Source organism: Nocardioides sp., assembly GCF_030019515.1.
Taxonomy (GTDB): domain Bacteria; phylum Actinomycetota; class Actinomycetes; order Propionibacteriales; family Nocardioidaceae; genus Nocardioides.
This window is the reverse complement of record NZ_JASEEQ010000025.1, coordinates 1-24,706: the sequence shown is the minus strand read 5'-3', so window position 1 is coordinate 24,706 and position 24,706 is coordinate 1. Positions and strand designations below refer to the sequence as shown.

At 71.7% G+C, this 24,706-nt stretch carries 21 protein-coding genes and 1 pseudogene; 6 read left to right on the top strand and 16 right to left on the bottom strand.

Features of this window, described 5'->3' with window-relative positions; genetic code table 11:
- Window position 1: 1 nt before the first annotated feature.
- A complete protein-coding gene (locus QMC84_RS21790; RefSeq protein ID WP_300378657.1) occupies window positions 2-487 on the bottom strand; it encodes a tRNA adenosine deaminase-associated protein in 486 nt (161 codons plus the stop codon).
- 113 nt (window positions 488-600) lie between these two features.
- On the opposite strand from QMC84_RS21790, the gene upp reads away from it, so the two are divergent.
- A complete protein-coding gene (upp, locus tag QMC84_RS21785) occupies window positions 601-1,242 on the top strand; it encodes a uracil phosphoribosyltransferase (RefSeq protein ID WP_300378655.1) in 642 nt (213 codons plus the stop codon).
- On the opposite strand, the pseudogene QMC84_RS22455 reads toward upp, so the two are convergent.
- Both QMC84_RS22455 and QMC84_RS21780 read right to left on the bottom strand, forming a co-directional pair.
- Window positions 1,224-1,286, bottom strand: a pseudogene (locus QMC84_RS22455) (hypothetical protein); the annotation flags it as partial. The gene upp and the pseudogene QMC84_RS22455 overlap by 19 nt on opposite strands.
- Before the next feature lie 179 nt (window positions 1,287-1,465).
- A complete protein-coding gene (locus tag QMC84_RS21780) occupies window positions 1,466-1,639 on the bottom strand; it encodes a hypothetical protein (RefSeq protein WP_300378653.1) in 174 nt (57 codons plus the stop codon).
- Window positions 1,640-1,889: 250 nt separating this feature from the next.
- On the opposite strand from QMC84_RS21780, the gene QMC84_RS21775 reads away from it, so the two are divergent.
- The gene (locus QMC84_RS21775; RefSeq protein WP_300378651.1) at window positions 1,890-2,633 is read left to right on the top strand and encodes a GTP pyrophosphokinase family protein; all 744 of its coding nucleotides are present in this window, start codon (window positions 1,890-1,892) and stop codon (window positions 2,631-2,633) included.
- Window positions 2,634-2,658: 25 nt separating this feature from the next.
- On the opposite strand, the gene thpR is transcribed toward QMC84_RS21775, so the two are convergent.
- The 4 genes from thpR to QMC84_RS21755 all read right to left on the bottom strand — a co-directional run bounded on the left by thpR (window position 2,659) and on the right by QMC84_RS21755 (window position 6,998).
- The gene (gene thpR / locus QMC84_RS21770) at window positions 2,659-3,219 is read right to left on the bottom strand and encodes an RNA 2',3'-cyclic phosphodiesterase (protein ID WP_300378671.1); all 561 of its coding nucleotides are present in this window, start codon (window positions 3,217-3,219) and stop codon (window positions 2,659-2,661) included.
- Between the two features lie 154 nt (window positions 3,220-3,373).
- The gene (locus QMC84_RS21765; RefSeq protein WP_300378649.1) at window positions 3,374-4,105 is read right to left on the bottom strand and encodes a VIT family protein; all 732 of its coding nucleotides are present in this window, start codon (window positions 4,103-4,105) and stop codon (window positions 3,374-3,376) included.
- 288 nt (window positions 4,106-4,393) lie between these two features.
- The gene (locus QMC84_RS21760) at window positions 4,394-5,539 is read right to left on the bottom strand and encodes an acyl-CoA dehydrogenase family protein (RefSeq protein WP_300378647.1); all 1,146 of its coding nucleotides are present in this window, start codon (window positions 5,537-5,539) and stop codon (window positions 4,394-4,396) included.
- 10 nt (window positions 5,540-5,549) lie between these two features.
- Window positions 5,550-6,998: an MDR family MFS transporter gene (locus QMC84_RS21755; protein WP_300378645.1), complete on the bottom strand. Its 1,449-nt coding sequence runs from the start codon at window positions 6,996-6,998 to the stop codon at window positions 5,550-5,552.
- 188 nt (window positions 6,999-7,186) lie between these two features.
- Between QMC84_RS21755 and glgX the strand changes: the two genes are divergently transcribed.
- From glgX to treZ, 3 genes are read left to right on the top strand one after another with little or no spacing between them, the layout of a single operon-like run.
- The gene (gene glgX / locus QMC84_RS21750) at window positions 7,187-9,376 is read left to right on the top strand and encodes a glycogen debranching protein GlgX (protein ID WP_300378669.1); all 2,190 of its coding nucleotides are present in this window, start codon (window positions 7,187-7,189) and stop codon (window positions 9,374-9,376) included.
- A 4-nt stretch (window positions 9,377-9,380) separates the two neighbouring features.
- A complete protein-coding gene (treY, locus tag QMC84_RS21745) occupies window positions 9,381-11,663 on the top strand; it encodes a malto-oligosyltrehalose synthase (protein WP_300378643.1) in 2,283 nt (760 codons plus the stop codon).
- Between the two features lie 5 nt (window positions 11,664-11,668).
- A complete protein-coding gene (gene treZ / locus QMC84_RS21740) occupies window positions 11,669-13,423 on the top strand; it encodes a malto-oligosyltrehalose trehalohydrolase (RefSeq protein WP_300378641.1) in 1,755 nt (584 codons plus the stop codon).
- Here the strand turns inward: treZ and QMC84_RS21735 are convergent.
- From QMC84_RS21735 to QMC84_RS21695, 9 genes are all read right to left on the bottom strand, one after another.
- Window positions 13,420-14,124, bottom strand: a complete 705-nt coding sequence (locus QMC84_RS21735) for a hypothetical protein (protein ID WP_300378639.1) — start codon at window positions 14,122-14,124, stop codon at window positions 13,420-13,422. The two genes, treZ and QMC84_RS21735, sit on opposite strands and share 4 nt — an antisense overlap.
- A 184-nt stretch (window positions 14,125-14,308) precedes the next feature.
- Entirely contained in the window at window positions 14,309-14,992 is a 684-nt protein-coding gene (locus tag QMC84_RS21730; RefSeq protein WP_300378637.1) for an NAD-dependent deacylase, read from the bottom strand.
- A 63-nt stretch (window positions 14,993-15,055) separates the two neighbouring features.
- Window positions 15,056-16,204 carry a DUF697 domain-containing protein gene (locus QMC84_RS21725; RefSeq protein ID WP_300378635.1) on the bottom strand — a complete coding sequence of 383 codons (1,149 nt, stop codon included), beginning with the start codon at window positions 16,202-16,204 and terminating at the stop codon, window positions 15,056-15,058.
- 89 nt (window positions 16,205-16,293) lie between these two features.
- The gene (locus tag QMC84_RS21720) at window positions 16,294-16,950 is read right to left on the bottom strand and encodes a response regulator transcription factor (RefSeq protein WP_300378633.1); all 657 of its coding nucleotides are present in this window, start codon (window positions 16,948-16,950) and stop codon (window positions 16,294-16,296) included.
- Window position 16,951: 1 nt separating this feature from the next.
- The gene (locus tag QMC84_RS21715) at window positions 16,952-18,931 is read right to left on the bottom strand and encodes a histidine kinase (protein ID WP_300378631.1); all 1,980 of its coding nucleotides are present in this window, start codon (window positions 18,929-18,931) and stop codon (window positions 16,952-16,954) included.
- A gap of 35 nt (window positions 18,932-18,966) precedes the next feature.
- The gene (locus QMC84_RS21710) at window positions 18,967-19,629 is read right to left on the bottom strand and encodes a hypothetical protein (protein WP_300378629.1); all 663 of its coding nucleotides are present in this window, start codon (window positions 19,627-19,629) and stop codon (window positions 18,967-18,969) included.
- A gap of 456 nt (window positions 19,630-20,085) precedes the next feature.
- Complete coding sequence (gene pntB, locus QMC84_RS21705; protein WP_300378627.1) at window positions 20,086-21,501, bottom strand: Re/Si-specific NAD(P)(+) transhydrogenase subunit beta; 1,416 nt, start codon at window positions 21,499-21,501, stop codon at window positions 20,086-20,088.
- Window positions 21,501-23,027 carry a Re/Si-specific NAD(P)(+) transhydrogenase subunit alpha gene (locus QMC84_RS21700; RefSeq protein ID WP_300378625.1) on the bottom strand — a complete coding sequence of 509 codons (1,527 nt, stop codon included), beginning with the start codon at window positions 23,025-23,027 and terminating at the stop codon, window positions 21,501-21,503. Before QMC84_RS21700 ends, pntB begins: the two co-directional genes overlap by 1 nt.
- 209 nt (window positions 23,028-23,236) lie before the next feature.
- Entirely contained in the window at window positions 23,237-24,154 is a 918-nt protein-coding gene (locus tag QMC84_RS21695) for a 1,4-dihydroxy-2-naphthoyl-CoA synthase (protein ID WP_300378623.1), read from the bottom strand.
- Between the two features lie 55 nt (window positions 24,155-24,209).
- Between QMC84_RS21695 and QMC84_RS21690 the strand changes: the two genes are divergently transcribed.
- Window positions 24,210-24,706: nitroreductase family deazaflavin-dependent oxidoreductase (locus QMC84_RS21690; protein ID WP_300378621.1), on the top strand; the 497-nt coding region annotated here is incomplete at its 3' end.

The following is a 24,706-nucleotide window of genomic DNA, read 5'->3' as shown; positions in this document are numbered from 1 at the left end:
GTCACGCCGAGGTGAGGCCGACGGCGTCGTCGAACAGCTTGCCGAAGCCCAGGCGTCGTGCGACGTCGGAGAGCATCTCGTCGGGGTAGAGGTCGATGTCGTCGAGGAGCACGCCCATGTCCATGGCGTGCATGCCGAGGTCGCCGAGCAGGTCCAGGTCACCTGCGGGGACCTGGTCGTCCTCGTCCTCGGGCTGCGGCAGGCCGAGGAACTCCACAGCGGAGCTGGCCAGCTCCCACTCGTCGGCGGCGGTGATGTCGGAGAGCAGCACCCGGGTGGTCGGTCCGGCCACCCGGACCACGACGAAGAAGTCCTCGTCGACGGCGACCATCCCGACGGCCCCTCCGTCGCCGGGGAAGCGGCGCAGGGCGGCCGAGAGCACACCGATGTCCTCGAGCACGTCGTGGGCGAGCTCCTGGACGGTCCAGACGCCGTCCTCCCGGTAGGCGGCGAGGGCGAAGTCGATCCCGTCGACCTGGTCGGCCATGTCCTACCTCCGTCCCGTCCGCACCGTTGCGTCCAATCAGTCGCCCTCCAGGGTCTCAGACCAGGCGGGTGCGGCCAACCCCCTTTCGGCCTGTCTCCACTAGGGTCTGAAGCATGCGCACGCACGTCGTCGACCACCCCCTCGTCGCTCACAAGCTCACCCACCTGCGGAACGAGGAGACCGACTCGCCGACGTTCCGGCGGCTCGCCGACGAGCTCGTCACGCTGCTCGCCTACGAGGCCACCCGCGACGTGCGGGTCGCCCCGATCGACGTGGTCACCCCCGTCGCTCCCGCCACCGGTGTCCAGCTGGCCAAGCCGCGGCCGCTCGTGGTGCCGATCCTGCGCGCCGGCCTCGGGATGCTCGACGGCATGATGCGCCTGCTGCCGACCGCCGAGGTGGGCTTCCTCGGCATGATCCGCAACGAGGAGACGCTGCAGGCCTCGACGTACGCCGAGCGCCTGCCCGAGGACCTGTCCGGGCGCCAGTGCTACGTCCTGGACCCGATGCTCGCCACCGGCGGCACCCTGGCCGCGGCGATCCGGTTCCTCACCGACCGCGGCGCCGACCACATCACCGCGATCTGCCTGCTGGCCGCGCCCGAGGGCTGTGCGCGCCTGGAGCGGGAGCTCGCGGGGCTCGACGTCCCGGTCACGATCGTCACCGCGGCCATGGACGAGCGGCTCAACGAGAAGGGCTACATCGTCCCGGGCCTCGGCGACGCCGGCGACCGGCTCTACGGCATCGTCGGCTGACCCCGCGGCTGGCCCGTCGGTCTCCCCGTCGACTGGCCCGTCGGTTTCCCCGTCGACTGGCCCGTCGGTTTCCCCGTCGACTGGCCCGTCGGTCTCCCCGTCGGCTAGCCCGTCGGTTTCCCCGGGTACCCGGGGAAGTTGTCGCTTATCGGCCGAAACTTCGGCCGAAAAGTACTGGTTTCCCCGGGTACCCGGGGAAACCTGCACGGGCCGTCGAGGGACCTCACCCCGGGAAGATCTGCACCTTGCCGGTCGCGATCAGCACGAGCAGCACCAGGACCAGGACACCGAGCACGGCGTAGACCCACTCCTTGCTGGCGCGGGTCTCCTCGGACTCGGGAGCGTCGTACCGGTGCCCGTCGGCCCGGCCGAGCCGCTCGTCGTCGTCGTCAGTCATGACCCTCCAACGACGCGGGCGACCCGACGTCCCGCGTGACGTGGGCGACTCGCTCGCCCGGAGCGACCCGCTCCGAGCGACCCGCCCAGAGCAACCCGACCAGAGCGCCCCGACGGAGTTGAGCAGCTTGTCGAGGGATCGGCCTGCCGTAGATCCGCGGCGTCGTCTGCGCGGCGGGGTCGACCACGTCGTTCGCGCCCTCGACCAGGGTCCTTGGTCGTCGGCCGACTCACGTCCGTAGGCTGGACGCGTGACCGAGGAGGCGACGAGCCACGGCAGTGAGGACTTCCGTCGGTTCCTGCTCGAGCACCGCTTCGGCATGGACGAGATCGTCACGAAGCTGACCATCCTGCGCGACGAGTTCACCCACCTGCGCGACTACAACCCGATCGAGTCGGTGTCCTCACGGCTGAAGTCGCCCGAGAGCCTCGTCGAGAAGATGCAGCGCAAGGGCCTGGTCCTCGACGACCGGCCCTCGTTCGACCAGATCCGGGCGACGGTCACCGACATCGCCGGCGTCCGGGTGGTGTGCAGCTTCGTGTCCGACGTCTACCGGGTCTTCGACATGCTCGTCGAGCAGGAGGACGTCTCGACGGTCGAGGTCCGCGACTACATCGCGAAGCCCAAGCCGAACGGGTACCGCAGCCTGCACGCCTTGGTCGAGGTGCCGGTCTTCCTCTCCGAGGGCCCGGTGCCCGTGCTCGTCGAGGTGCAGTTCCGCACCATCGCCATGGACTTCTGGGCCAGCCTCGAGCACAAGATCTACTACAAGTACCGCCGCGACGTGCCCGCCGAGCTGCTCGAGCGGCTGAGCGACGCGGCGGATACGGCGTACGCCCTCGACTCGACGATGGAACGCCTGCACGAGGAGGTGCGCGGCCTCGACGCCCTGCCCGCGGAGGTGCTCGGTCAGCTGCGCGACGGCGCCGCGGGACCCGACGTCGCGCTTCTGGACGCGCTGCGCAGGCTGGGCGCCGCCCCCGAGACCGCGTAGCGCGTCCGCACCCGGTCAGCGAGGGCTAGGACGCGAGGTCCAGCTCGGCGACCGTCTCGTAGCGCGGCCGTCCACGCGGCCCCTCGCCGAGGTACGACGCCACCAGCTCGACGCGGTCGGCCCGCCACGCGGGTCCGGCGTACCCGTCGAGCAGCCGGACCCAGCTGGTCGCCTCCGTGGGGTGCGCGACCCGCGCCAGCGTGACGTGCGGCCGGAAGCGCTGCCCGTCGACCGGGACCCCGGCCCGGTTGGCCGCGGCGCGGCAGCCGGTGGCGAGCCGGTCGAGCTCGGTGCGGCCCTGGTCGTCGAGGTCGAGCCCCGCCCAGAGCACCCGGGCCCGCCCGACGTTCGGGAACGCACCGCCGCCCGCGATCGCGGTATCGAACGCGGTCCGCCGCGCAGCGGCACGGCCGAGCCGCTCGACCAGGTCGTCGAGCCGGCGCTGCTCGACCGCGGCCAGGAAGGCGAGCGTGACGTGCAGCTGCTCCGGTCCGGCCCAGCGGAACGCCGCCGCGGCGCGGCGCGGCTCGAGGAACGCGTCCAGGTGCTCGACCGCCTCGGCCGGCGGCACCAGCGCCACGAACATCCGCACCCGCCCAACCTAGTCGGCCCTCCACGGGCATCGGGTCCGCAAGCATCGGTCAGCAGCCAAGCGCCGACCGCAACCACATCGTCGGACGGTCAGCCCCGTGGGCAATCCCGCGGCCGGCGTGGCGGCGAAGCCGACACGCCAGACGCGGTCAGATCTGGGTGCCGAGCACCGAGCCGATCGCGAAGGTGACGGCCATCGCGAACAGGCCGCCGGCGACGTTGCGGACCAGCGCCCGCGGCGGGCTGCTGTAGCCGAGTCGCGCACTGACCCAGCCGGTGATCGCCAGCGCGACCACCACGACGCCGACCGTGAGTGGCACCCGGGTCTCGGTCGAGGCGGAGATGATCGTCAGCAGCGGGAGCAGCGCGCCGATCGTGAACGACACCATCGACGCCCAGGCCGCGTGCCAGGGGCTGGCGATGTCGTCGGGGTCGATCCCGAGCTCGACCTCCGCGTGCGCGGCCAGCGCATCCTTCGCGGTGAGGACCGTCGCGACCTCGAGGGCCAGGTCGTCGGGGAGACCCTTGGCGGCGTACAGCCCGGCGAGCTCGGCCAGCTCCTCCTCGGGCTCCTCGTGCAGCTCGCGGCGCTCCTTGGCGAGCAGCGCGAGCTCGGAGTCGCGCTGGGTGCTGACCGAGACGTACTCGCCCGCACCCATGCTCATCGCGCCCGCGGCGAGGCCCGCGACGCCGGCGATCATGATCGCGTTGCGGTCGCTGGTCGCGCCGATGGCGCCGATCACGATGCCGGCGGTCGAGACGATTCCGTCGTTGGCGCCGAGCACCGCCGCACGGAGCCAGTTCAGCCGGTTGTTGACGCGCCGGACGTGCGGCTCGTCCGCGTGCGGTCCGGCCGGGACCTCGATGTCGCTCGCCGTCATGGCGTCAATCCAACGCTGCGCCCGATCCCCTCGCAAGCAAGGATTGCCTGGGCTCACCCGCGATCGGACGAGGCTCAGGCTCAGGCGTCAGAACGCGGGGTGCGTCGGAGAGTGCGGTTCCTGGGATGAACCAGCAGGTTGATCCCAGACACCGCACTCTCTGGAGCGGTGGCCGGTGACCCGGGAGCGGGCCGGGAACCGACGCCTGCCGTCCCCACCGCTGCCGGGACCGCGACCCGACGCCGACCCGACAGCCGAGCCCGACGCCGATGCGGGTGGTTCCGAGTCTCAGAGGCCCAGGTCGCGGCCGATCAGCTCCTTCATGATCTCGTTCGAGCCGGCCCAGATCTTCGACACCCGGGCGTCCCGCCAGGCCCGGGCGACGCGGTACTCGTTCATGTAGCCGTAGCCGCCGTGCAGCTGCACGCAGTGGTCGAGCACCTCGTTCTGGACCTGCGAGCTCCACCACTTGGCCTTGGCCGCGTCGATGGGGGTGAGCTCGCCGTCCGCGTGAGCGACCACGCACTGATCGATGTACGCCTCGGTCACCTCGATCCGGGTGAACATCTCGGCGAGCAGGAACTTGTTGTGCTGGAAGGAGCCGATGCCCTGGCCGAACGCCTTGCGGTCCTTGGCGTACTGCAGCGTCTCGAGGAGGATCTGCTTGGCGTGCGCGACGTTCGAGATCGCGCAGCCGAGCCGCTCCTGCGGCAGCTTCTGCATCATGTGGATGAAGCCGCCGTCGAGCTCGCCGACGATCTCGGCGTCGGTGACGCGGACGTCCGAGAAGTTCAGCTCGGCGGTGTCGGACTCGTCCTGGCCGACCTTGTCGAGCTTGCGGCCGCGGCTGTAGCCGGGCGCGGTCGACTCCACGGCGAACAGCGTGATCCCGCGCGCCTTCTTCTCCGGCGACGTGCGCGCGGCGACGAGCACCAGGTCCGCGGAGTAGCCGTTGGTGATGAACGTCTTCGACCCGTTGATCACCCAGGAGTCGCCGTCCTTGACCGCGGTCGTCCTCAGCGCGGCGAGGTCGGAGCCGCCGGAGGGCTCGGTCATGCCGATGGCCAGCAGCACCTCGCCCGCGGCCACGCCCGGGAGCCAGCGCTGCTTCTGCTCCTCGGTGCCGAGCTCGACGAGGTACGGCGCGGTGATGTCGGCGTGGATGCCGACGCAGGAGCCGAGCGCGGCGTTGACCTTGTTCAGCTCTTCGAGGAGCACCGCGTTGAAGCGGTAGTCGCCGGCCGCGGCCCCGCCGTACTCCTCGGGGATCTCCAGCCCCAGGAAGCCCTGCTTGCCGGCCTCGGTCCAGAAGTCTCGCGGGATCGCCTTGTCGGCGGCGTGCTGCTCGACGTGCGGGAGGACCGACCGCTCGAGGAACTCGCGCACCGAGGCGCGGAAGGCCTCGTGGTCCTGGTCGTAGATGCGGCGCTTCATGCCGGGCATCCTACTCGTCGGTAACCGGCTCCGTGATCCGTCGCGCCATCACGGCCGAGATCGCGACCAGGGACAGCGCCACCACCGCCGAGGTGAGGAACACCGCACCGATCGCCGGTTCCAGCACCTGGGGCGTGACGTGCTGGAGGTCGCCGGCGCGGCCGTCGAGCCGGGAGGCGACCATGCCGTTGGCGACCGCGCCGAAGACCGCGACCCCGATCGCGCTGCCCATCGAGCGGGCGAACATGGTCGAGCCGGTCGCGACACCGCGCTGCTGCCAGGTCACCGCGGACTGCGCGGCGATCACGGCCGGGCTGGCCACCAGGCCGAAGCCCAGGCCCATCACGAAGCAGGGTGCCGCGAGGTGCAGGAACGAGCTGTCCTCCCCCACGGTCAGCAACAGGGCGGCACCGGCGGCGGTCGTCGCGCCACCGAGCATCATCGTCGAGCGGGGGCCGATCGTGAGGAGCAGCCGACCGGCGCTCGAGGCAGCGAGCGGCCACCCCAGCGTCATCCCGGCGAGGGCGAACCCGGCGACGACGGCCCCGTGCCCGAGCACGGCCTGGGCATACAGCGGGACGTACGACGAGAGGCCCATCACGAGCACCCCGACGATGAGCGAGGCCGACATCGCCGAGCCGAGCACCCGGTGCCGGAACACCCACAGCGGCAGGATCGGCTCCGCGGCCCGCCGCTCGACCAGGACGAAGCCGACCAGCAGGACGGCGGCCCCCGAGAAGAGCACCACGCTGGTGGCCGACGACCACGGCCAGCGCACCCCGCCCTCGAGGAGGGCGAGCATCAGCAGTACCCCGCCGCCGGCGAGCAGCAGCGCACCGGCGTGGTCGATCCGGTGCTGGCGACGCTCGACCCGCTCGTCGAACCGGCGCCAGAGCATCCACGCCGTCGCGATGCCGAGCGGCAGGTTCACGAAGAAGATCCAGCGCCACGACAGGTAGTCCGAGAAGACGCCGCCGAGCGTCGGCCCGACGATCGCGGAGATCGCCCACACGCTCGCCAGGTAGCCCTGGACCTTCGCGCGCTCCTGGATCGAGTAGATGTCGCCGATCACGGTCAGGCCGATCGGCTGCACGGCGCCCGCGCCCAGGCCCTGCAGGGCCCGGAAGGTGATCAGCGCACCCATCCCCCAGGCCAGGCCGCACAGCAGCGAGCCGAGGACGAACAGCCCGATGCCGAACAGCAGCATCGGCTTGCGGCCGTACAGGTCGGCGAGCTTGGCGTAGATGGGCACGGACACGGCCTGCGCGAGCAGGTAGACCGAGAACAGCCACGGGAACTGCGTGAAGCCGCCGAGGTCGGAGACCACCGCGGGCACGGCGGTCGCGAGGATCGTCGAGTCGATCGCGACCAGCCCGTTGCCGAGCATGACCGCCAGCAGCACCGGCCCGCGCTCCGAACGCAGGCCCACGCTCGCGCGGGTCACGTTCGACAAGGCCACGTCGGCACGCAACGCCGGAGCGAGCGGCGGCATTCCCCCCGCCCCGGGGACGGGGCGGGGTCTCGGTCGGTTGGGCGCCGGCCACAGTGGGTACGGCGCTCCTCGGATCGACCGTCGGGACCGAGGGGTGTGCTTTGATCGTTCCAACCGCCACTGGGGTGGAGCAGCAGGAGCAGGTGGAGGGTGCCGTGGAGGTCTGGCCGGGACGTGCGTACCCGCTGGGAGCGACGTTCGACGGGAGCGGGACGAACTTCGCGCTCTTCAGCGAGGTCGCCGAGCGCGTGGAGCTGTGCCTGTTCGACGCCGAGGGCGCCGAGAGCCGCGTCGAGCTGACCGAGGTCGACGCCTACGTGTGGCACTGCTACCTGCCCGCCGTACAGCCGGGACAGCGCTACGGCTACCGCGTGCACGGGCCGTGGGCCCCGGACCACGGCCAGCGGTGCAACCCGAACAAGCTGCTCCTCGACCCCTACGCGAAGGCCACCAGCGGCGAGATCGACTGGGACCAGAGCCTGTTCTCCTACAACTTCGGCGACCCCGAGGGCAGCGACTCCCGCAACGACGAGGACTCCGCGCCGCACATGACCCACGGCGTCGTGATCAACCCGTTCTTCGACTGGGAGGGCGACCGCCGCCTCGACTACCCCTACAACGAGACCGTCATCTACGAGGCCCACGTCAAGGGCCTGACCCGGCTGCACCCCGACATCCCCGAGGAGCTGCGCGGCACGTACGCCGCGCTCGCGCACCCGGCGATCACCGACCACCTGACCAAGCTGGGCGTGACCGCGATCGAGCTGATGCCGGTGCACCAGTTCATCCAGGACAGCACGCTGCTCGAGAAGGGCCTGCGCAACTACTGGGGCTACAACACCCTCGGCTTCTTCGCTCCGCACGCCGACTACGCCGCGACGGGGCAGCCCGGCCAGCAGGTGCAGGAGTTCAAGTCGATGGTCAAGGCGATGCACGCCGCGGGCATCGAGGTGATCCTCGACGTGGTCTACAACCACACGGCCGAGGGCAACCACCTCGGGCCCACGCTGAGCTTCAAGGGCATCGACAACGCGGCGTACTACCGGCTGGTCGAGGACGACCAGCGCTACTACATGGACTACACGGGGACCGGCAACAGTCTCAACGTGCGGCACCCGCACTCCCTCCAGCTCCTGATGGACTCGCTGCGCTACTGGGTCAGCGAGATGCACGTCGACGGATTCCGCTTCGACCTCGCCTCGACGCTGGCGCGCGAGTTCTACGACGTCGACCGGCTCTCGACGTTCTTCGAGCTCGTCCAGCAGGACCCGGTCGTCAGCCAGGTCAAGCTGATCGCCGAGCCCTGGGACATCGGCCCGGGCGGCTACCAGGTCGGCGGCTTCCCGCCGCAGTGGACGGAGTGGAACGGCAAGTACCGCGACACGGTCCGCGACTTCTGGCGCGGCGAACCGTCACTGGGCGAGTTCGCCTCGCGGCTCGCCGGGTCGGCCGACCTCTACGAGCACTCGGGCCGGCGACCGGTGGCGAGCATCAACTTCGTCACCGCCCACGACGGCTTCACGCTGCGCGACCTGGTGTCCTACGACGAGAAGCACAACGAGGCGAACGGCGAGGACAACAACGACGGCGAGAGCCACAACCGCTCCTGGAACCACGGCGTCGAGGGCCCGACGGACGACCCCGAGATCCTCGGGTTCCGAGCCCGGGAGCAGCGCAACTTCATCGCCACGCTGCTGCTGAGCCAGGGCGTGCCGATGCTGCTGCACGGCGACGAGATGGGCCGCACCCAGCAGGGCAACAACAACACCTACGCCCAGGACTCCGAGCTGAGCTGGGTGCACTGGGACGAGGCCGACAACCCGCTCGTCGAGTTCACCGCGGCGCTGGCCCGGCTGCGGCGCGAGCACCCGACGTTCCGGCGCAAGCGCTTCTTCACCGGGGGCACCGTCCGGGTTCCCGACGGCGGCCAGGAGAACGGCGAGGGTGGCGACCGGCTCAACGACATCGTCTGGCTGCACCTCGACGGCCGGCCGATGGAGGACGAGGACTGGACCAATGGGGCGCAGGCCTTGGGCATGTACCTCAACGGCCACGGCATCGCCGGCAAGGACGAGCGCGGCGGCCCGATCGTCGACGAGCACTTCCTGCTCTACTTCAACGCCGACGGGCCGGCCGAGGTGACCCTCCCCCCGGACGAGTACGCCGACGCCTGGGACGTGGTCGTCGACACCGGCGGCTCGGTGGACGAGCAGACCGCGCTGGCCGCGGGGTCCACGTGCGCGATGCAGTCGCGCAGCCTGATCGTGCTCCGCGAGCACCGCGAGCCGGAGGCCGAGGTCGACCACTCGGTCGCGGCATCGGTCGCGCAGGCACGCCGGGGCTGAGCCGATGCGTGCTCCGGTCAGCACCTACCGTCTGCAGATCACGCCCGAGTTCGACCTCTTCGAGGCGGCCCGGCGGCTGCCCTACCTCCACACCCTGGGCGTCGACTGGGTCTACCTCTCGCCGCTGCTCGCCTCCGAGCCGGGCAGCAACCACGGCTACGACGTCGTCGCGTTCGACCACATCGACCCGGCCCGCGGCGGCGCCGCGGGGCTCGCCGCGCTCTCCGCCGAGGCCCGCCGGCTCGGGATGGGCGTGCTGGTCGACATCGTGCCCAACCACGTCGGCGTCGCCACCCCGGCAGCGAACGCCTGGTGGTGGGACCTGCTCCAGCACGGCCGCGCCTCGGCGTACGCCGACGCCTTCGACGTCGACTGGGACGCCGGCGGCGGCAAGGTGCTGATCCCCGTGATCGGCGACGGCGACGAGGGATCGATCCGCGTCGAGGACGGCGAGGTCCGCTACCACGACCACCGCTTCCCGCTCGCGCCCGGCACCTCCACCCACGACGAGCAGCACTACCGGCTGGTGTCGTGGCGCGACGCCGACGACAAGCTCAACTACCGCCGGTTCTTCGCGGTCAACACCCTCGCTGGGGTGCGCGTGGAGGACCCCGACGTCCTCGCCCGGTCCCACGTGGAGATCAAGCGCTGGTTCGACGAGGGGCTGGTCGACGGCCTGCGCGTCGACCACCCCGACGGGCTGCGCGACCCGCAGGGCTACCTCGACGACCTCGCCGAGCTCACGGGCGGCGCCTACGTCCTGGTCGAGAAGATCCTCGAGCCCGGAGAGGGGCTGCCGCACTCGTGGGCGACCCAGGGCACGACCGGGTACGACGGGCTCGCGCTGGTCGACCGGGTGCTCACGGACCCGGCCGGCCGGGCCCCGCTGGACGCCCTCGAGACCCGGCTGCGCGGCGCGCCGGTCGACTGGTCCGAGATGGTCCACGGCACCAAGCGCGCAGTCGCCGACGGGATCCTCGGCTCGGAGGTCCGCCGGATCACCCGCGAGGTGGTTGCGAGGCTCCCCGCGCTCGCACCTCGACCACCGACCGCCGACCTCGAGACCGTGGCGGACGCCGTCGCCGAGCTGCTCACCTGCTTCCCGGTCTACCGCTCCTACCTGCCGGCGGGCCTCGACCACGTCGAGCAGGCGTTCGCCCGCGCCCGGCGGACCCGTCCCGACCTGACGACCACGTACGACGTCCTTCGGCCACTGCTCAGCGACCCGGCGAGCCCGCCCGCGCTGCGCTTCCAGCAGACCAGCGGCATGGTGATGGCCAAGGGCGTCGAGGACTGTGCGTTCTACCGCTGGTCGCGGCTCACCTCGCTGAACGAGGTCGGCGGCGACCCGTCCGTCTTCGCGGCCACGGTCGAGGAGTTCCACGAAGCGCTGGCCGCACGCCAGCGGGACTGGCCGCTCACCATGAACACCCTGTCGACGCACGACACCAAGCGCGGTGAGGACGTGCGCGCCCGGATCACCGTGCTCGCCGAGATCCCCGACGAGTGGGACGCCGCGCTCGAGCGGCTGCTCGCGCTGGCGCCGTTGCCCGACCCCGGCTTCGGGTCGCTGCTCTGGCAGGCGGTCCTCGGCGCCTGGACCCCCGAGCACCTCCCGGACCTGCGCGACCGGCTGCACGGCTACGCCGAGAAGGCGATGCGCGAGGCCGGGGACCGCACCACCTGGACCGAGCCGGACGCGACGTACGAGGCGGCGGTGCACGCCGCCGTCGACGCCGTCTTCGACGTGGCCGAGGCCCGGGAGGTGCTCACCGCCCTCGGCGCGCGGATCGACGCGCCCGCACGCTCGAACTCGCTCGCCGCCAAGCTCGTGGCGATCACCATGCCGGGCGTGCCCGACGTCTACCAGGGCAGCGAGCTGTTCGAGACGTCGCTGGTCGACCCCGACAACCGGCGCCCGGTCGACTTCGACCACCGCGCCGCCGTGCTGGCCGGGACCGACAGCGACGACGCGGTCGACAAGCTGCACGTCACCTGCTCGGCGCTGACCCTGCGCCGCGACCGGCCCGAGCTGTTCACGACGTACGCCGGGCTCCGGGCCACCGGTCCCGCGGCGGAGCACGTGCTCGCCTTCGACCGGGGCGGGGCGATCACCGTCGCAACCCGGCTGCCCGTGGGTCTCGCGGCGCGCGGCGGCTGGGCCGACACCCGGCTCGAGCTGCCCCCCGGCCGATGGCACGACGTGCTCACCGGCGCCGTTGCGTCGCCGCGGCTCGCCGACCTGCTCGAGACGCTGCCGGTGGCCCTGCTGGTGAGGGAGGCCTGATCTCGGTGACCCGCGGACCCTTCGACGTCTGGGCGCCGTCGCCCGAGCGGCTGCGGCTCTCGGCGGCCGGCGAGACCGTGGACATGACGCGCGGCGACGACGGCTGGTGGACGCCCGCCGAGCCGGTGCCGACCGGATCGGGCGTCGACTACGGCTACCTCGTCGGCGACGACGAGACCCCTCGCCCGGACCCGCGGTCACGCCGCCAGCCCGGCGGGGTGCACGAGCTCTCGCGGACCTACGACCCCGCGGCGTACGCCTGGACCGACGAAACCTGGACGGGCCGCCAGCTCGCCGGGTCGGTCATCTACGAGCTGCACGTCGGCACGTTCACCCCGGAGGGCACGTTCGACGCCGCGCTCGGCAAGCTCGGCCACCTCCGCGAGATCGGCGTCGACCTGGTCGAGCTGATGCCGGTCAACGCCTTCAACGGCACCCACAACTGGGGCTACGACGGCGTCGGCTGGTTCGCCGTGCACGAGGGGTACGGCGGCCCCGAGGGCTACCAGCGCTTCGTCGACGGCTGTCACGCCGCGGGGCTGGGCGTCGTCCAGGACGTGGTCTACAACCACCTCGGTCCGTCCGGGAACTACCTGCCGCTGTTCGCGCCGTACCTCAAGAGCGGCGCGAACACGTGGGGCGACTTCCTCAACCTCGACGGCCCGGGCTCGGACGAGGTGCGGCGCTACATCCTCGACAACGTGCGGATGTGGCTCGACGACTACCACGTCGACGGGCTGCGGCTCGACGCCGTGCACGCGCTCAACGACGCCGGCCACCAGCACCTGCTCGAGGAGATGGCGGCCGAGGTGGCGGCGCTGTCCGCCCACCAGCGACGGCCACTGACCCTGATCGCCGAGTCCGACCTCAACGACACCCGGCTGGTCCGACCCCGCGAGGCCGGCGGCTACGGCCTGGACGCGCAGTGGAGCGACGACTTCCACCACGCCGTGCACGTCGCGCTCACCGGCGAGACCGCGGGCTACTACGCGGACTTCGCACCGCTCTCGGCGTTGGCGAAGGTCTGCGAGCGCGGCTTCTTCCACGACGGCACCTGGTCGTCGTTCCGTGGTCGCGACCACGGATTCCCCGTCGACCTGCGCGCGACGCCGACCTGGCGGCTGGTGGTCTGCAGCCAGAACCACGACCAGATCGGCAACCGGGCCCGGGGCGACCGGATCACCGAGGCGCTCGACGACGGCCAGCTCGCGTGCGCCGCCTTGCTGACGCTGTGCGGCCCGTTCACCCCGATGCTGTTCATGGGCGAGGAGTGGGCCGCCGCCACGCCGTTCCAGTTCTTCACCTCGCACCCCGAGCCGGAGCTCGGGCGGGCGACCGCCGAGGGCCGGCTAGCGGAGTTCGAGCGGATGGGCTGGGACCCGGCCGTCGTACCGGACCCGCAGGACCCGGCGACGTTCCACCGCTCGAAGCTGGACTGGACGGAGGCCGCCGGCGGCCGGCACGCCCGGATCCTCGAGGTCTACCGGCGACTGGCGCGGCTGCGCCGGGAGCACGAGGCGCTGACCGACCCGTCGTTCGGCTCGGTGTCGTGCACGGCCGACGAGCAGACCCGGGTGTTCACGATGCGCCGCGGGGACCTGCTGGTCGCGGTGAACTTCGGCGACGCCGCGGCGACGGTCGAGACCGCCGCCGCGACGCTGCTGTTCGAGACCGGCGCCGGGGTCACGCTCGACCGGGGGCGGCTGTCGCTGCCCCCGCACGCCGGCGCGCTGGTCGGGCCCTCGGAAGCAGGGTCCTAGGAAGCGAGCTGGTCCAGGTCGACGACCTCGTCGTCCGCGGGGGCCTCGACGTCGAACTCCTCGTCGAACGCCGAGAACGCGATGCTGCCGGTGTCCTCCCCGTCGGTCTTCTCGACCTTGACCAGGTAGTGCGGCTCGTCGACGAGCACGTATCCCGTGGAGGTGCCGTCCTCGGGGTCCTCGTTGTCGACCTTCACGGTCTCCTCGCCGTCGACGTCCTCGGTGCCGTTCTTGGAGTACGTCGAGCCGTCCTTCTCGTCGTCCTTGAGCAGCTGGTCGAGCAGGTCGTCGAGGTCACAGAACGTGTTGAGCGAGTCGTCCTCCGCCGGGATCACCACCCACTTGTCAGCCACCATGGCCATCACGTCGTCGGCGGCGTCGCCGGCGGTCGCCCGCCAGAACGCCTCGTCGGGCTTCATCCAGGTCGAGCCGTCGACGCCGAGCAGCTCGGTCGACCCGCCGGCGACCCCGATGGTGCCGGTGCAGTCGCCCTCGGAGCTCGACTGGAGGTCGATGTCGATCTGCTGGCCGTCACTCGTCACGGACCCGGAGACCTTCACGGCCTTCAGGTCGCCCATCTCGGACTTCGCCGCCGTGACGATGTCGTCGGCCGACTGGTCGGTGAAGCCGTCCCCGCCGCCACAGGCGGTCAACAGGGCCGCCGTCCCGAGCCCGACGGCTGCCAATGCGATTCGTGCCACGCGTTCCTCCTGGGGTTGGGTGGCACCACGGTGTCAGAAGGAGAGGCCCGGCGACACTCAGACGGAGACCGTCTCACGTCCGGACTGGTCCGGGTGGCTCGCGGAGCCGCCCTCCCGGAAGCCGTACCGCTCCCACCAGCCGAGCAGCGGAGCCGCGGCCCCCAGTCCCAACGGCCGAGGAGCTTCAGCGCAGCTCGGCCACCCACTCGGGGACGAGGTGCGAGGCGGGCCCCTGGCGGGACTCGTCGAAGAGGTGGCTGCCCTCGCTCGGGACCAGGTTGAGCTCGAGGGTGCGCGCGCCCTGACCGGCGGCGTACTGCACGAACCCGGCGGCCGGGTGGACGGCGCCGGAGGTGCCGACGGACACGAACAGGTCGGCGCGGCCGACGGCACCGAGGATCCGGTCCATGTCGTAGGGGATCTCCCCGAACCACACCACGTCGGGACGCAGCTCGCGGCGCCCGCACCGCGGGCAGGGCGGTGCGCCACCGAGGTCGCCGGTCCAGTCGAAGTGCCCGGCACAGGCCCGGCACAGCGCCGAGCGCAACCGCCCGTGCATGTGCAGCACCCGGCGCGACCCGCTGCGCTCGTGGAGGTCGTCGATGTTCTGGGTGACGACCAGCAGGTCGTCCCCGAGCGTCTCCTCGAGCCGCGCGAGCGCCCGGTGGGCGGCGTTCGGCTCGACGGCGGCCAGCGCCGCGCGGCGCTCGTCGTAGAACCGGTGCACGAGCGAGGGCTGCCGCTCGAAGGCCTCGGGCGTCGCGACCTCCTCGACCCGGTGGCCGTGCCACAGACCCTCGGCGTCGCGGAAGGTCGGGAGCCCGCTCTCGGCGGAGATCCCGGCACCGGTCAGCACGACGACCCTCACGACCGCCCCGCCGACGTCCTGCTCCGCGTCCCGGCGCCCATCAACTGGCCATCAGCTCGGCCATCAGCTGCCGAGCCGGCGCCGCACGGCCTGGGTCTTGAACTCCTCGAGGAACACCTTGCGCACCGACTCCCCGTCCAGTGCCCCGCCGACGGCTCCGAGCTCTCCGCGGGCGAGCCGCTCGCAGACCCGGAGCCAGGCTTGGCCCATCGCGTAGGTGAACGTGCCCGCCACGGTCGCGCTGATCGGAGCAGCCACCACGGTGCCCGCGCCCGGCACGAACTTGATCAGGTTCGTCACCAGCGACCGGCCGGCCGTGGTCGCGGCCGCGGTCACCGCCAGGGACGCGGCGGTCGAGCGCTCCAGCGGGACGCCGTACGTGACGGCGATCGAGGCCATCATCCCGATCTGGAGCGGAACCAGGATGGCCGCGTCGGAGAACGGGATGGGGGAGGCTCCGGCGGTGGTGGCGGCCCCGGTCGCCGCCTTGATCGCCTTCTCGGCGCGCTCGCGCTTGCGGACGAAGTCGATCCGCTGGGCGGCGGTGATGGCGTGCGCGACGCCCTCCGGCGCGCCGCGAAAGGTGGCATCGAGGAGCTCCTGCAGGCCGTACGCCGCCTGGCCGGTGAAGGCGTCCTCGAGGGCCATCGTGTAGTGGATCAGCCCGTCCACGATCGGCAGCCGCAGCTCGGAGATGCTCGCCGCGAGCGCCTCCGCGTCGGGATGCACCCGGGCGGCTCCGTCGGGCGTGACGCTGCGCGGGACCTGGGCGAGCACCAGGATCACCGGCAGCCCGAGCTCGTGCAGGGCGCGGACGAAGTCCGCCTCGGTCGCCTCGAACCGCCGGTCGCCGGCCCGCACGCAGTACCACGCGACGTGCAGCTGGTCGGCCAGCGGCTTGCGACGCATCCCATGGAGGTAGTCCTTGAGCTCCGCGATCAGCGCGTCGTTGTCGCGGCCGACCTCGAGCCCGCGGGTGTCGAGCACGCCGAGCGTGCCGCTCTGGTGCAGGTACAGGTGCTCCGCGCGGGTGACCGGCTCGCCGATACCGGTCGCGGCGATCTCGCTGCCGAAGATCGCGTTGACCAGCGTGCTCTTGCCGACCCCCGTCTTGCCGAAGATCGCCAGGTTGAAGCGCCCGATCTCCTCGGCCTTGTCCCGCCAGGCCTTCGAGAAGGCCTGGCCGAACCAGTCGTCAGCGGGGGTCGCCATGGCCCCATCGTCGCAGGATCCTCCAACCGCGTCCGGCGCCGACGCCGGCCGTCGCCGGCGGCTGGTGCGCGATGCCCGAGCTCCAGCGGTCACCCGGGGCGGGGCATCTCGCCAGGTAGTGGCCTGCCCAGGCCGCCGTCGCGAGCGAGTGCGACCGCGGCTGCGCGGTTGTCCACGCCGAGCTTGGTGAGGATGGCGGAGACGTTGTTGCGGACGGTCTTGACCGAGAGGAACAGCGCTCGCGCGATCTGCTCGTTGGAACGTCCGCGGGCCACCAGGTCGAGCACCTCCTGCTCGCGCCTGCTCAGCTGGGGGAACGGCGTCGCGGCGTGGGCTCCGTCCAGTCCGGCGCGGAGACGTTGGGCGACTTCCGCGGCGACCATCATGTCGCCGTTCGCGACTGCGGCCAGCGCGCGCCCGACGTCGGCGTGACCGGCGCCCTTGAGCAGATAGCCGTTCGCGCCGGCGCGCAACGCCGCAAGCAGGGTCGTGTCGTCGTCCAGCATGGTCAGCACGAGTACGCCGATCCCGGGCTGCGCGGTCCGGATCGCGCGCGTCGCCTCGATCCCGCTCAGGCCGGGCAGGTGGAGATCCATCACCACGACGTCCGGCAGCAGCTCGATCGCGGCGTCGACCGCCTCCTCGCCCGTTGCGGACTCGCCGACGACCTCGGCTCCGAGCTCACCCAGCAGCAGCCGGAGACCGTCACGGAAGACAGGATGGTCGTCACAGATCAGCACCCGCATCTCAGGTGCTCCGCACCGGGAAGCTGGCGCGCACCGTCGTGCCGCGGTCGGACGTAACGAAGTCGAAGGACGCCCCGAGCTCGTCGGCGCGAGCGCGCATCGATGCCAGCCCGACGCCCGCGGTGGCGGTGGCGGGCACACCCGTGCCGTCGTCGCGGACCTCGAGGGCGAGCTGGGACTCTGCACGGGCCAGCGCGACGGTGACGAGCCGGGCGTGACCGTGCCGCAACGCGTTGCTGACCGCCTCGGCGACGATGCGGTAGGCCGCGACCTCGACGGCTGCCGGCAGGGAGGCTCCGGTGGTTCCGGTGACCTGCACCTGCCGCTGATCGTGGGACAGGGTCGTGGCGAGCTCCTGGAGGGCGCCGAGCAGGCCGAGCTCGTCGAGGCCGACCGGCTGCAGGTCGTCCACGACCCGGCGGAGGCCAGCCGCGGCATCGTCGGCGATCTGCCGGATCCGGGGCATCAGCTCGGCGACTGTCCCCGGATCCCGTTCGAGTCGAAGCGAGGCGACGTCGGCGTGGGTGCCGAGTGCCGAGAGCAACGGCCCGATGCCGTCGTGCAGGTCCCGGCGGATCCTCCTGCGCTCCTCCTCGCGCGCCAGCACGACGTTCTCCCGGGAGTGCTGCAGGTCGGTCACCAGCCGGTGGCTGGCGAGCACGGCGGCGATCAGCGCGCCGAGCTGGGCCAGCAACGCCCGGTCCCTGACGCCCAGGGGCTCCCGTGGCGACCGGGGGACGAGCAGGAGATCGCCCTGTGGTGCGCCGAGGTGGACCAGCGGAAACGACTCGACCAGGCCGTCGGCGGCCCAGCGCGGGCGGCTCCCGACACTGGCTACGGTCCCTTCGGGCGTTCGTAGCTCGACCCACGGAACCCGCAGCGCGTCGCGCAGCCGTGCCGTCGACGACTCCAGGGCCGGTCCGGTGCCGTCGGTGGCGGCGACCATGCCCCCGATGTCCCTCAGCGCGCGCTCGGGAGTGGCCCGGTCGCCGTACACCCACCGCCCGACGGCCCGCTGGACCGCCGAGCGTGCCGGCGCGAACGCCAGAGCCACGGTGCCGGCAGCGAGGATCGACTCGAAGGTGCCGGGACGGCGGCCCAGCAGGTTGGCGGAGGCCTGTACGACGCCCACGTAGCCGCCGATCACGAGCGCGGTCAGACCCAGGAAGACCAGTGAGCGCCTGACGACGATCTCGACGTCGTAGAGGTGGTACTGCAGGACGGAGACCGTGATCGCGGCGGGCACCAGGGGTGCCGCGACGAGCTGGACGGGCGGGGCCCAGCCAGGGGCGGGGGCTACCGCGATCAGCACGATCAGTGTGACGGCCGCGGCCACGGCGACGGGTGCGAGTCGGCGCCGCTGCTCGCCGGTGCTCTGGTGCAGGCGCCGCCACAGGCCGACGATCGCGATCGCCGCGGACGTCACGATGAGGACCGAGCCAGCGAGGAAGAGCCCGTCGGAGGCCGGCGATGCGACCGGGTTGTCGACCGAGTGCGTGGGCGAGAGGTCGAGGGTCTCGCTCGTGGCCAGCCCGACGGACATGACCGTCAGCCCGACCATGCCGAGCGCCACCGGTACCCGGCGGTCGCGGAGCCGTCCGGACGGGAAGGTGGCGGGCAGCACCGTCACCGGCACGAACGTACTCACCGTCCAGATCCATCCGGCGAGCCAGGCGGCCGCATGGGAGCCGGTCAGGTCGCGGCCCGCGTAGGCGCTGGCCGCGACGGCGAGGGCGGCGCAGCAGGCGACCACCAGGAAGATCCAGGCGGCGAGATGTCGGGTCTGGGCCAGCAGCAGTCCAGCCAGGACGGCCCACATCACGGCGGTGGCGGTGTCCTCGTATGCGTGGCCCGTCACCGCCGTGTGCGGGTCGGTCCCTACCGCGAGGATCAGCCCTCCTGTCGCCAGCAGCCCGCAGCCCCACGCCAGCAGGACGGGTCCACGGGCAGCCATCGAACGGGTGAGGGACACGGTGGTCATCAGGGCTCAGTCTGCTCCAGGTTCGCTGCGCGCTCTCAGCACTCGTCGAGATTCGCAACCCGCAGCGACATGGCGACCAGCGCGACCGTGACCGGCGCCTGGGTCAGGGCGACGATCGGACCGAGGCCGGCGAAGGCGCCGGCGAGAACGGTCCCGACGGCGAGCAGGACCGGCAGCCAGGTGGGCACCCGGCCCGACCGGAACAGAGCCACGGACATCAGCAGGCAGCCGATGGCGAACGCCGGGATCGACCAGAAGCCCAACGGGAGCGCCACCAGACCGGACTCGATGCGGTCGACCACGATCTGTCCGGCATCCGTGTCGAATCCCGGGGCCGTCACGGTGAAGGTGGCGTAGCCGGCGACGGCCTGGCTGAGCGCGTTGCAGAACGTGGCGACACCGAAGAGCCCGGCACCGAGTCGCAGCAGCTGTGATCCGCGTGCGCCCTTGGGCACCAACCGAGCGAAGCCGACCGCCGCGGGTGCCAGCAGGAATGCTCCCGCGGCGGTGAAGAGCCGCGCCGCCATCAGCCGGTCGCGGTGCTCGACCATCAGGGGGAATGCCTTCGCGAGCGTCATCGGCAGGTTGGGCAGCAGTGCCTGGCCCACCAGGAACAGGACGGCGCCTGCGATGCCGGACAGGGCAATGGCAGAGGGCAGCGTGGCCCGGCTCGTGCGGGGTGCGGTCAGAGTGGTCATCGGGACCTCCGGTCGGTCGATGTGGTCGCACTGACCCTGCTCGAGCGCGGTCCCGGGCTCCAGAGGCACGGTTCCCGTCCGGCCGGGACCCGGGTGCAGACCCCGGGTCCCGGGTCGACCCGGCAGTCGCGCTGGGCCGACCCTTCTCGTCTTCTGCCCCGGCCACCAGACGGCCGATCAGGCGCCGCCAGCCCGATGGCCGCCCGGCCCCGGCTCCGGGGACGGCGGGCCTTCGGAACGGTCCCCGTACCGAGCGACGTCGGCGCGGAGCTCAGCGATGGCGTTCCGGTGGTCGCTGACTTCCCGCGTCAACGCTGCCGCGCGACCCGATCTCCTCCCCCGGGTCCGGCCGGGCCTTCGAGAAGGCCTGGCCGGACCAGTCGTCAGCGGGGGTCGCCGTGGAACAAGGTGGCAGGTCGCCGTAACGGCGCGCCGGGTGAACCCGGCGCGCCCGCGTCAGCGAGAGACCTGCTGGGGGATGTCGGCGAGCTGCCGGACGATGTCCTCGACCCGATCCTTGGCGTCACCGAACAGCATGTGGGTGTTGTCGCGGAAGAACAGCGGGTTCTGCACGCCGGCGTAGCCCACGGCCATCGAGCGCTTGAAGACGATGACGTCCTTGGCCTCCCACACGTGAAGCACCGGCATGCCGGCGATCGGGCTGCCCGGCTCCTCCAGGGCGGCGGGGTTGACGGTGTCGTTCGCGCCGATGACCAGGACGACGTCGGTGCGCGGAAAGTCGTCGTTGATCTCGTCCATCTCCAGCACGACGTCGTAGGGCACCTTGGCCTCGGCGAGCAGCACGTTCATGTGCCCAGGGAGCCGTCCGGCGACGGGGTGGATGCCGAAGCGGACGTCGACGCCGCGGGCCCGCAGCTTGCTGGTGAGCTCGGCGACCGGGTACTGCGCCTGCGCGACCGCCATGCCGTAGCCGGGGGTGATGATCACGCTGGAGGCGTCGGCAAGGAGCTCGGCGACCTCCTCGGCCGAGATCTCGTGGTGCTCGCCGTAGTCGGTGTCCCCCGACGCGGCGACCTCGATGCCGAAGCCGCCCGCGATCACCGAGATGAACGAGCGGTTCATCGCCTCGCACATGATGTAGGACAGGTAGGCACCGGACGACCCGACGAGCGCGCCGGTCACGATGAGCAGGTTGTTGTCGAGCAGGAACCCGGACGCCGCCGCTGCCCAGCCCGAGTAGCTGTTCAGCATCGACACCACGACCGGCATGTCGCCGCCGCCGATGGAGGCGACCAGGTGCCAGCCCAGCGCGAGCGCGACCGCGGTCACGGCGATCAGCACGCCGAGGTTCGGCGAGACGGTGAACCACACGGTGAGAGCCGCGAAGACCGCCAGGGCGCCGAGGTTGATCGCGTTCTTCCCGGGCAGCATCAGCGGCGCCGACTTCATGCGCGCCGAGAGCTTGAGGTTCGCGACGATCGAGCCGGTGAACGTCACGGCGCCGATGAAGACGCCGATGACGACCTCGGCGCTGTGGATCTGGCGCAGCGAGCCGGTGAGCCCCTCGTCGTGCAGATAGCCGTTCCAGCCCACGAGGACCGCGGCCAGGCCGACGAAGGAGTGCAGCAGCGCGATCAGCTCGGGCATCCCGGTCATCGCGACCGACCGGGCCCACCACAGGCCGATGGAGGCCCCGACCGCCACCGCGACGACGAGGAGGACCAGCGGGATCGTCTCGTCGGTGTCGTGGACGAGGAGCCCCACGGTGGCGGCCAGTGCCAACGCCATCCCGGCGATGCCGTAGCTGACGCCGTTGCGAGCGCTCTCGTGGCGCGAGAGGCCCGCGAGGCTGAGGATGAAGAGGAGGGAGGCGACCAGGTAGGCGCCGACGGCGATGCTCACGGCACTCATCACTGGTCCGCCTTCCGGAACATGCCGAGCATCCGGCGGGTCACGGCGAAGCCGCCGAACACGTTGATGCTGGCCAGGAGTACTGCGACGAAGGACAGGGCGCGCACGGCGGCGTCATCGACGCCGAGCTGGAGGATCGCGCCGACGACGATGATCCCGGAGATGGCGTTGGTGACGCTCATCAGCGGCGTGTGCAGCGCGTGGTGGACGTGGCCGATCACGTAGTAGCCGATCACGATCGCCAGCGTGAGCACGAAGAAGTGCTCGGGCAGCGGCGCCGGCGCGGTCGTGGCCACCAGGAACAGCAGCAGGGACACCGTGGCGAAGACCGGCCACATCGGTCGCTTCTTCTTCGGTGGCGGAGCCTCGGCCGGAGCGGTCGCCGCAGCCTTCGGGGCGGCGGAGACCTGCACGGGCGGTGGCGGCCAGAGCACCTCGCCCTCACGGACGACCGTCAGCCCGCGCTGGACCGGGTCGTCGAGGTCGAGGGTGAGGACGCCGTCCTTCTCGGGCGTCATCAGCGTCAGCAGGTTGACGACGTTGGTGCCGTAGAGCTGGGAGGTCTGGGCCGACAGCCGGCCCGCGAGGTCGGTGTAGCCCAGGATGCGCACGCCGTTGTCGGTGACGACCGCCTGGTCGGCGACGGTCATCGCCACGTTGCCGCCGTTGGCCGCGGCCATGTCGACGATCACGCTGCCCGGCCGCATGGCGGCCACGGTCTCCCCGCCGATCAGCCGCGGGGCGGGGCGGCCCGGGATCAGCGCGGTGGTGATGACGATGTCGGCGGCACGCGCCTCCTCGTCGTACATCACCGCGGTCGCCTTCTCCTGCTCGGCGGTCATCTCCTTGGCGTAGCCGTCGGCGCTGACCTCGGACTGCATGTCGACGGTGACGAACTCCGCGCCCATCGACTCGACCTGCTCGGCGACCTCGGGACGTACGTCGAAGGCCCGGACGATGGCGCCCATCGACCCGGCCGCGCCGATCGCCGCGAGCCCGGCGACGCCGGCTCCGACGACGAACACGCGCGCCGGCGGGATCTTCCCGGCGGCCGTGACCTGGCCGGTGAACTGCCGACCGAAGGCGTGCGCGGCCTCGACGACGGCGCGATAGCCGGCCACGTTGGCCATCGACGACAGCACGTCCATCGACTGCGCGCGCGAGATCCGCGGCACCGCGTCCATCGCCAGCCCCGTCACGCCCGCGGCGGCGAGCCGCTCGACGAGCTCCGGCGAGCGTGCCGGCGCCATCAGCGACACCACGGTGGCGCCGCGGCGCAGCCGCGCGACCTCCTCGTCGGTGGGGGCGTTGATCTTGACGACGACGTCGCTGGACCACACGTCCTCGGCGGTGCCCACCACGACGCCGGCGTCGGCGTACGCCTCGTCGGGCTGGCTCGCCGCGCCTCCGGCTCCGGACTCGACAACCACGTCGTAGCCGAGCTTGAGCAGCCGCGACGCCGTCTGGGCGGTCGCGGCCACGAGGGTCTCACTCGCTCGCGACTCGCGTGGTACACCGATACGCACAGAACCTCCTGGGGATGCTGACGGCCGGTGACACCTCACCAGCCGGACTCGAACCTGTCAGTGACCGCAGTCACGTACGACGCGCGTCCCACGGTCTGGACGCACGCACCCGAGCGCGACGCACGGTACCTCGACAAAGGTCCCCCCAAGAAGGGCCGAAGGTCGTCTGCGCGTTGCGGGCCGCAGGCAGGTCGACACCGACGGCCGCCTCAGTAGTACCAGGGGAACGGCGACCAGTCGGGCTCGCGCTTCTCGAGGAACTGGTCACGGCCCTCCTGGGCCTCGTCGGTCATGTAGGCCAGCCGGGTGGTCTCGCCGGCGAAGAGCTGCTGGCCGACCAGGCCGTCGTCGATCGCGTTGAAGGAGTACTTGAGCATCCGCTGCGCGGTCGGCGACTTGCCGTTGACGAGCCGGCCCCACTCGAGCGCCACGTTCTCCAGCTCGGCGTGCGGGACGGCGCGGTTGACGGTGCCCATCCGGACGCCGTCCTCCGCGGAGTACTCCTGGCCGAGGAAGAAGATCTCGCGGGCGAACTTCTGGCCGACCTGGCGGGCGAGGTACGCCGACCCGAAGCCGCCGTCGAAGGACCCGACGTCGGCGTCGGTCTGCTTGAAGCGCGCCTCCTCGGCGCTGGCCAGCGTCAGGTCGCAGACCACGTGCAGGCTGTGCCCACCACCAGCGGTCCAGCCCGGCACCACGCAGATCACGATCTTCGGCATGAACCGGATCAGCCGCTGGACCTCGAGGATGTGCAGCCGCCCGAGCTTGGCCTTGTCCACGGTGTCCGCGGTCTCGCCCTCGGCGTACTGGTAACCCGCACGGCCGCGGATCCGCTGGTCGCCTCCGGTGCAGAACGCCCACTTGCCGTGCTTCGCGCTCGGTCCGTTGCCGGTCAGGAGGACGCAGCCGACGTCGCTGGACGTGCGCGCGTGCTCGAGCACCCGCAGCAGCTCGTCGACCGTGTGCGGCCGGAACGCGTTCAGCACGTCGGGTCGGTCGAAGGCGACCCGCACGGTGCCGTGCTCCCGGGCCCGGTGGTAGGTGAGGTCGGTCAGGTCCTCGAAGCCGGGGACGACGTCCCAGGCGTCGGCGTCGAAGATCTCCGACACCCCGTCGATCGCAGTCATGCGGGCGAGGCTATCGCCGGGGAATGCCGCGAGGCCGACTGGGCATTGACCAGATATGACACTTGACGGCGAGTACGAGCCCAACCCCCAGCAATGGGTCCGCGACCAGGTCGAGGAGTTCGAGGCCTCCAACGGGCAGCGCGCGAACATCCTGATGGACCACCCCGAGTGGCCGATCGTGGTCATCACCTCGAGGGGCGCGACGTCAGGCAAGCTGCGCAAGAACCCGGTCATGCGGGTGGAGAAGGACGGCGTCTACGCCGCGATCGCCTCGAAGGGCGGCACCCCCGAGCACCCGAGCTGGTACCACAACTTCGTCGCGCACCCCGAGGTCGACCTGCAGGACCGCAGCGAGAAGCACACCTACCGCGCCCGGATCGCCGAGGGCGCCGAGCGCGACGAGTGGTGGGAGCGCGCCGTCGCGCAGTACGCGCCGTACGCCGAGTACCAGGAGAAGACCGACCGCGAGATCCCGGTGTTCCTGCTCGAGCGCATCTGGGGGGGGGGGGGGGGGGGGGGGGGGGGGGGGGGGGGGGGGGGGGGGGGGGGGGG

What these genes read in the sequence shown, in the direction of transcription:
- QMC84_RS21790 (WP_300378657.1), bottom strand. Translation starts at nt 487, where the DNA reads ATGGCCGACCAGGTCGACGGGATCGACTTCGCCCTCGCCGCCTACCGG.
- upp (WP_300378655.1), top strand. Translation starts at nt 601, where the DNA reads ATGCGCACGCACGTCGTCGACCACCCCCTCGTCGCTCACAAGCTCACC.
- QMC84_RS21780 (WP_300378653.1), bottom strand. Translation starts at nt 1,639, where the DNA reads ATGACTGACGACGACGACGAGCGGCTCGGCCGGGCCGACGGGCACCGG.
- thpR (WP_300378671.1), bottom strand. Translation starts at nt 3,219, where the DNA reads ATGTTCGTGGCGCTGGTGCCGCCGGCCGAGGCGGTCGAGCACCTGGAC.
- QMC84_RS21765 (WP_300378649.1), bottom strand. Translation starts at nt 4,105, where the DNA reads ATGACGGCGAGCGACATCGAGGTCCCGGCCGGACCGCACGCGGACGAG.
- QMC84_RS21760 (WP_300378647.1), bottom strand. Translation starts at nt 5,539, where the DNA reads ATGAAGCGCCGCATCTACGACCAGGACCACGAGGCCTTCCGCGCCTCG.
- treY (WP_300378643.1), top strand. Translation starts at nt 9,381, where the DNA reads ATGCGTGCTCCGGTCAGCACCTACCGTCTGCAGATCACGCCCGAGTTC.
- QMC84_RS21725 (WP_300378635.1), bottom strand. Translation starts at nt 16,204, where the DNA reads ATGGCGACCCCCGCTGACGACTGGTTCGGCCAGGCCTTCTCGAAGGCC.
- QMC84_RS21720 (WP_300378633.1), bottom strand. Translation starts at nt 16,950, where the DNA reads ATGCGGGTGCTGATCTGTGACGACCATCCTGTCTTCCGTGACGGTCTC.
- QMC84_RS21715 (WP_300378631.1), bottom strand. Translation starts at nt 18,931, where the DNA reads ATGACCACCGTGTCCCTCACCCGTTCGATGGCTGCCCGTGGACCCGTC.
- QMC84_RS21710 (WP_300378629.1), bottom strand. Translation starts at nt 19,629, where the DNA reads ATGACCACTCTGACCGCACCCCGCACGAGCCGGGCCACGCTGCCCTCT.
- pntB (WP_300378627.1), bottom strand. Translation starts at nt 21,501, where the DNA reads ATGAGTGCCGTGAGCATCGCCGTCGGCGCCTACCTGGTCGCCTCCCTC.
- QMC84_RS21695 (WP_300378623.1), bottom strand. Translation starts at nt 24,154, where the DNA reads ATGACTGCGATCGACGGGGTGTCGGAGATCTTCGACGCCGACGCCTGG.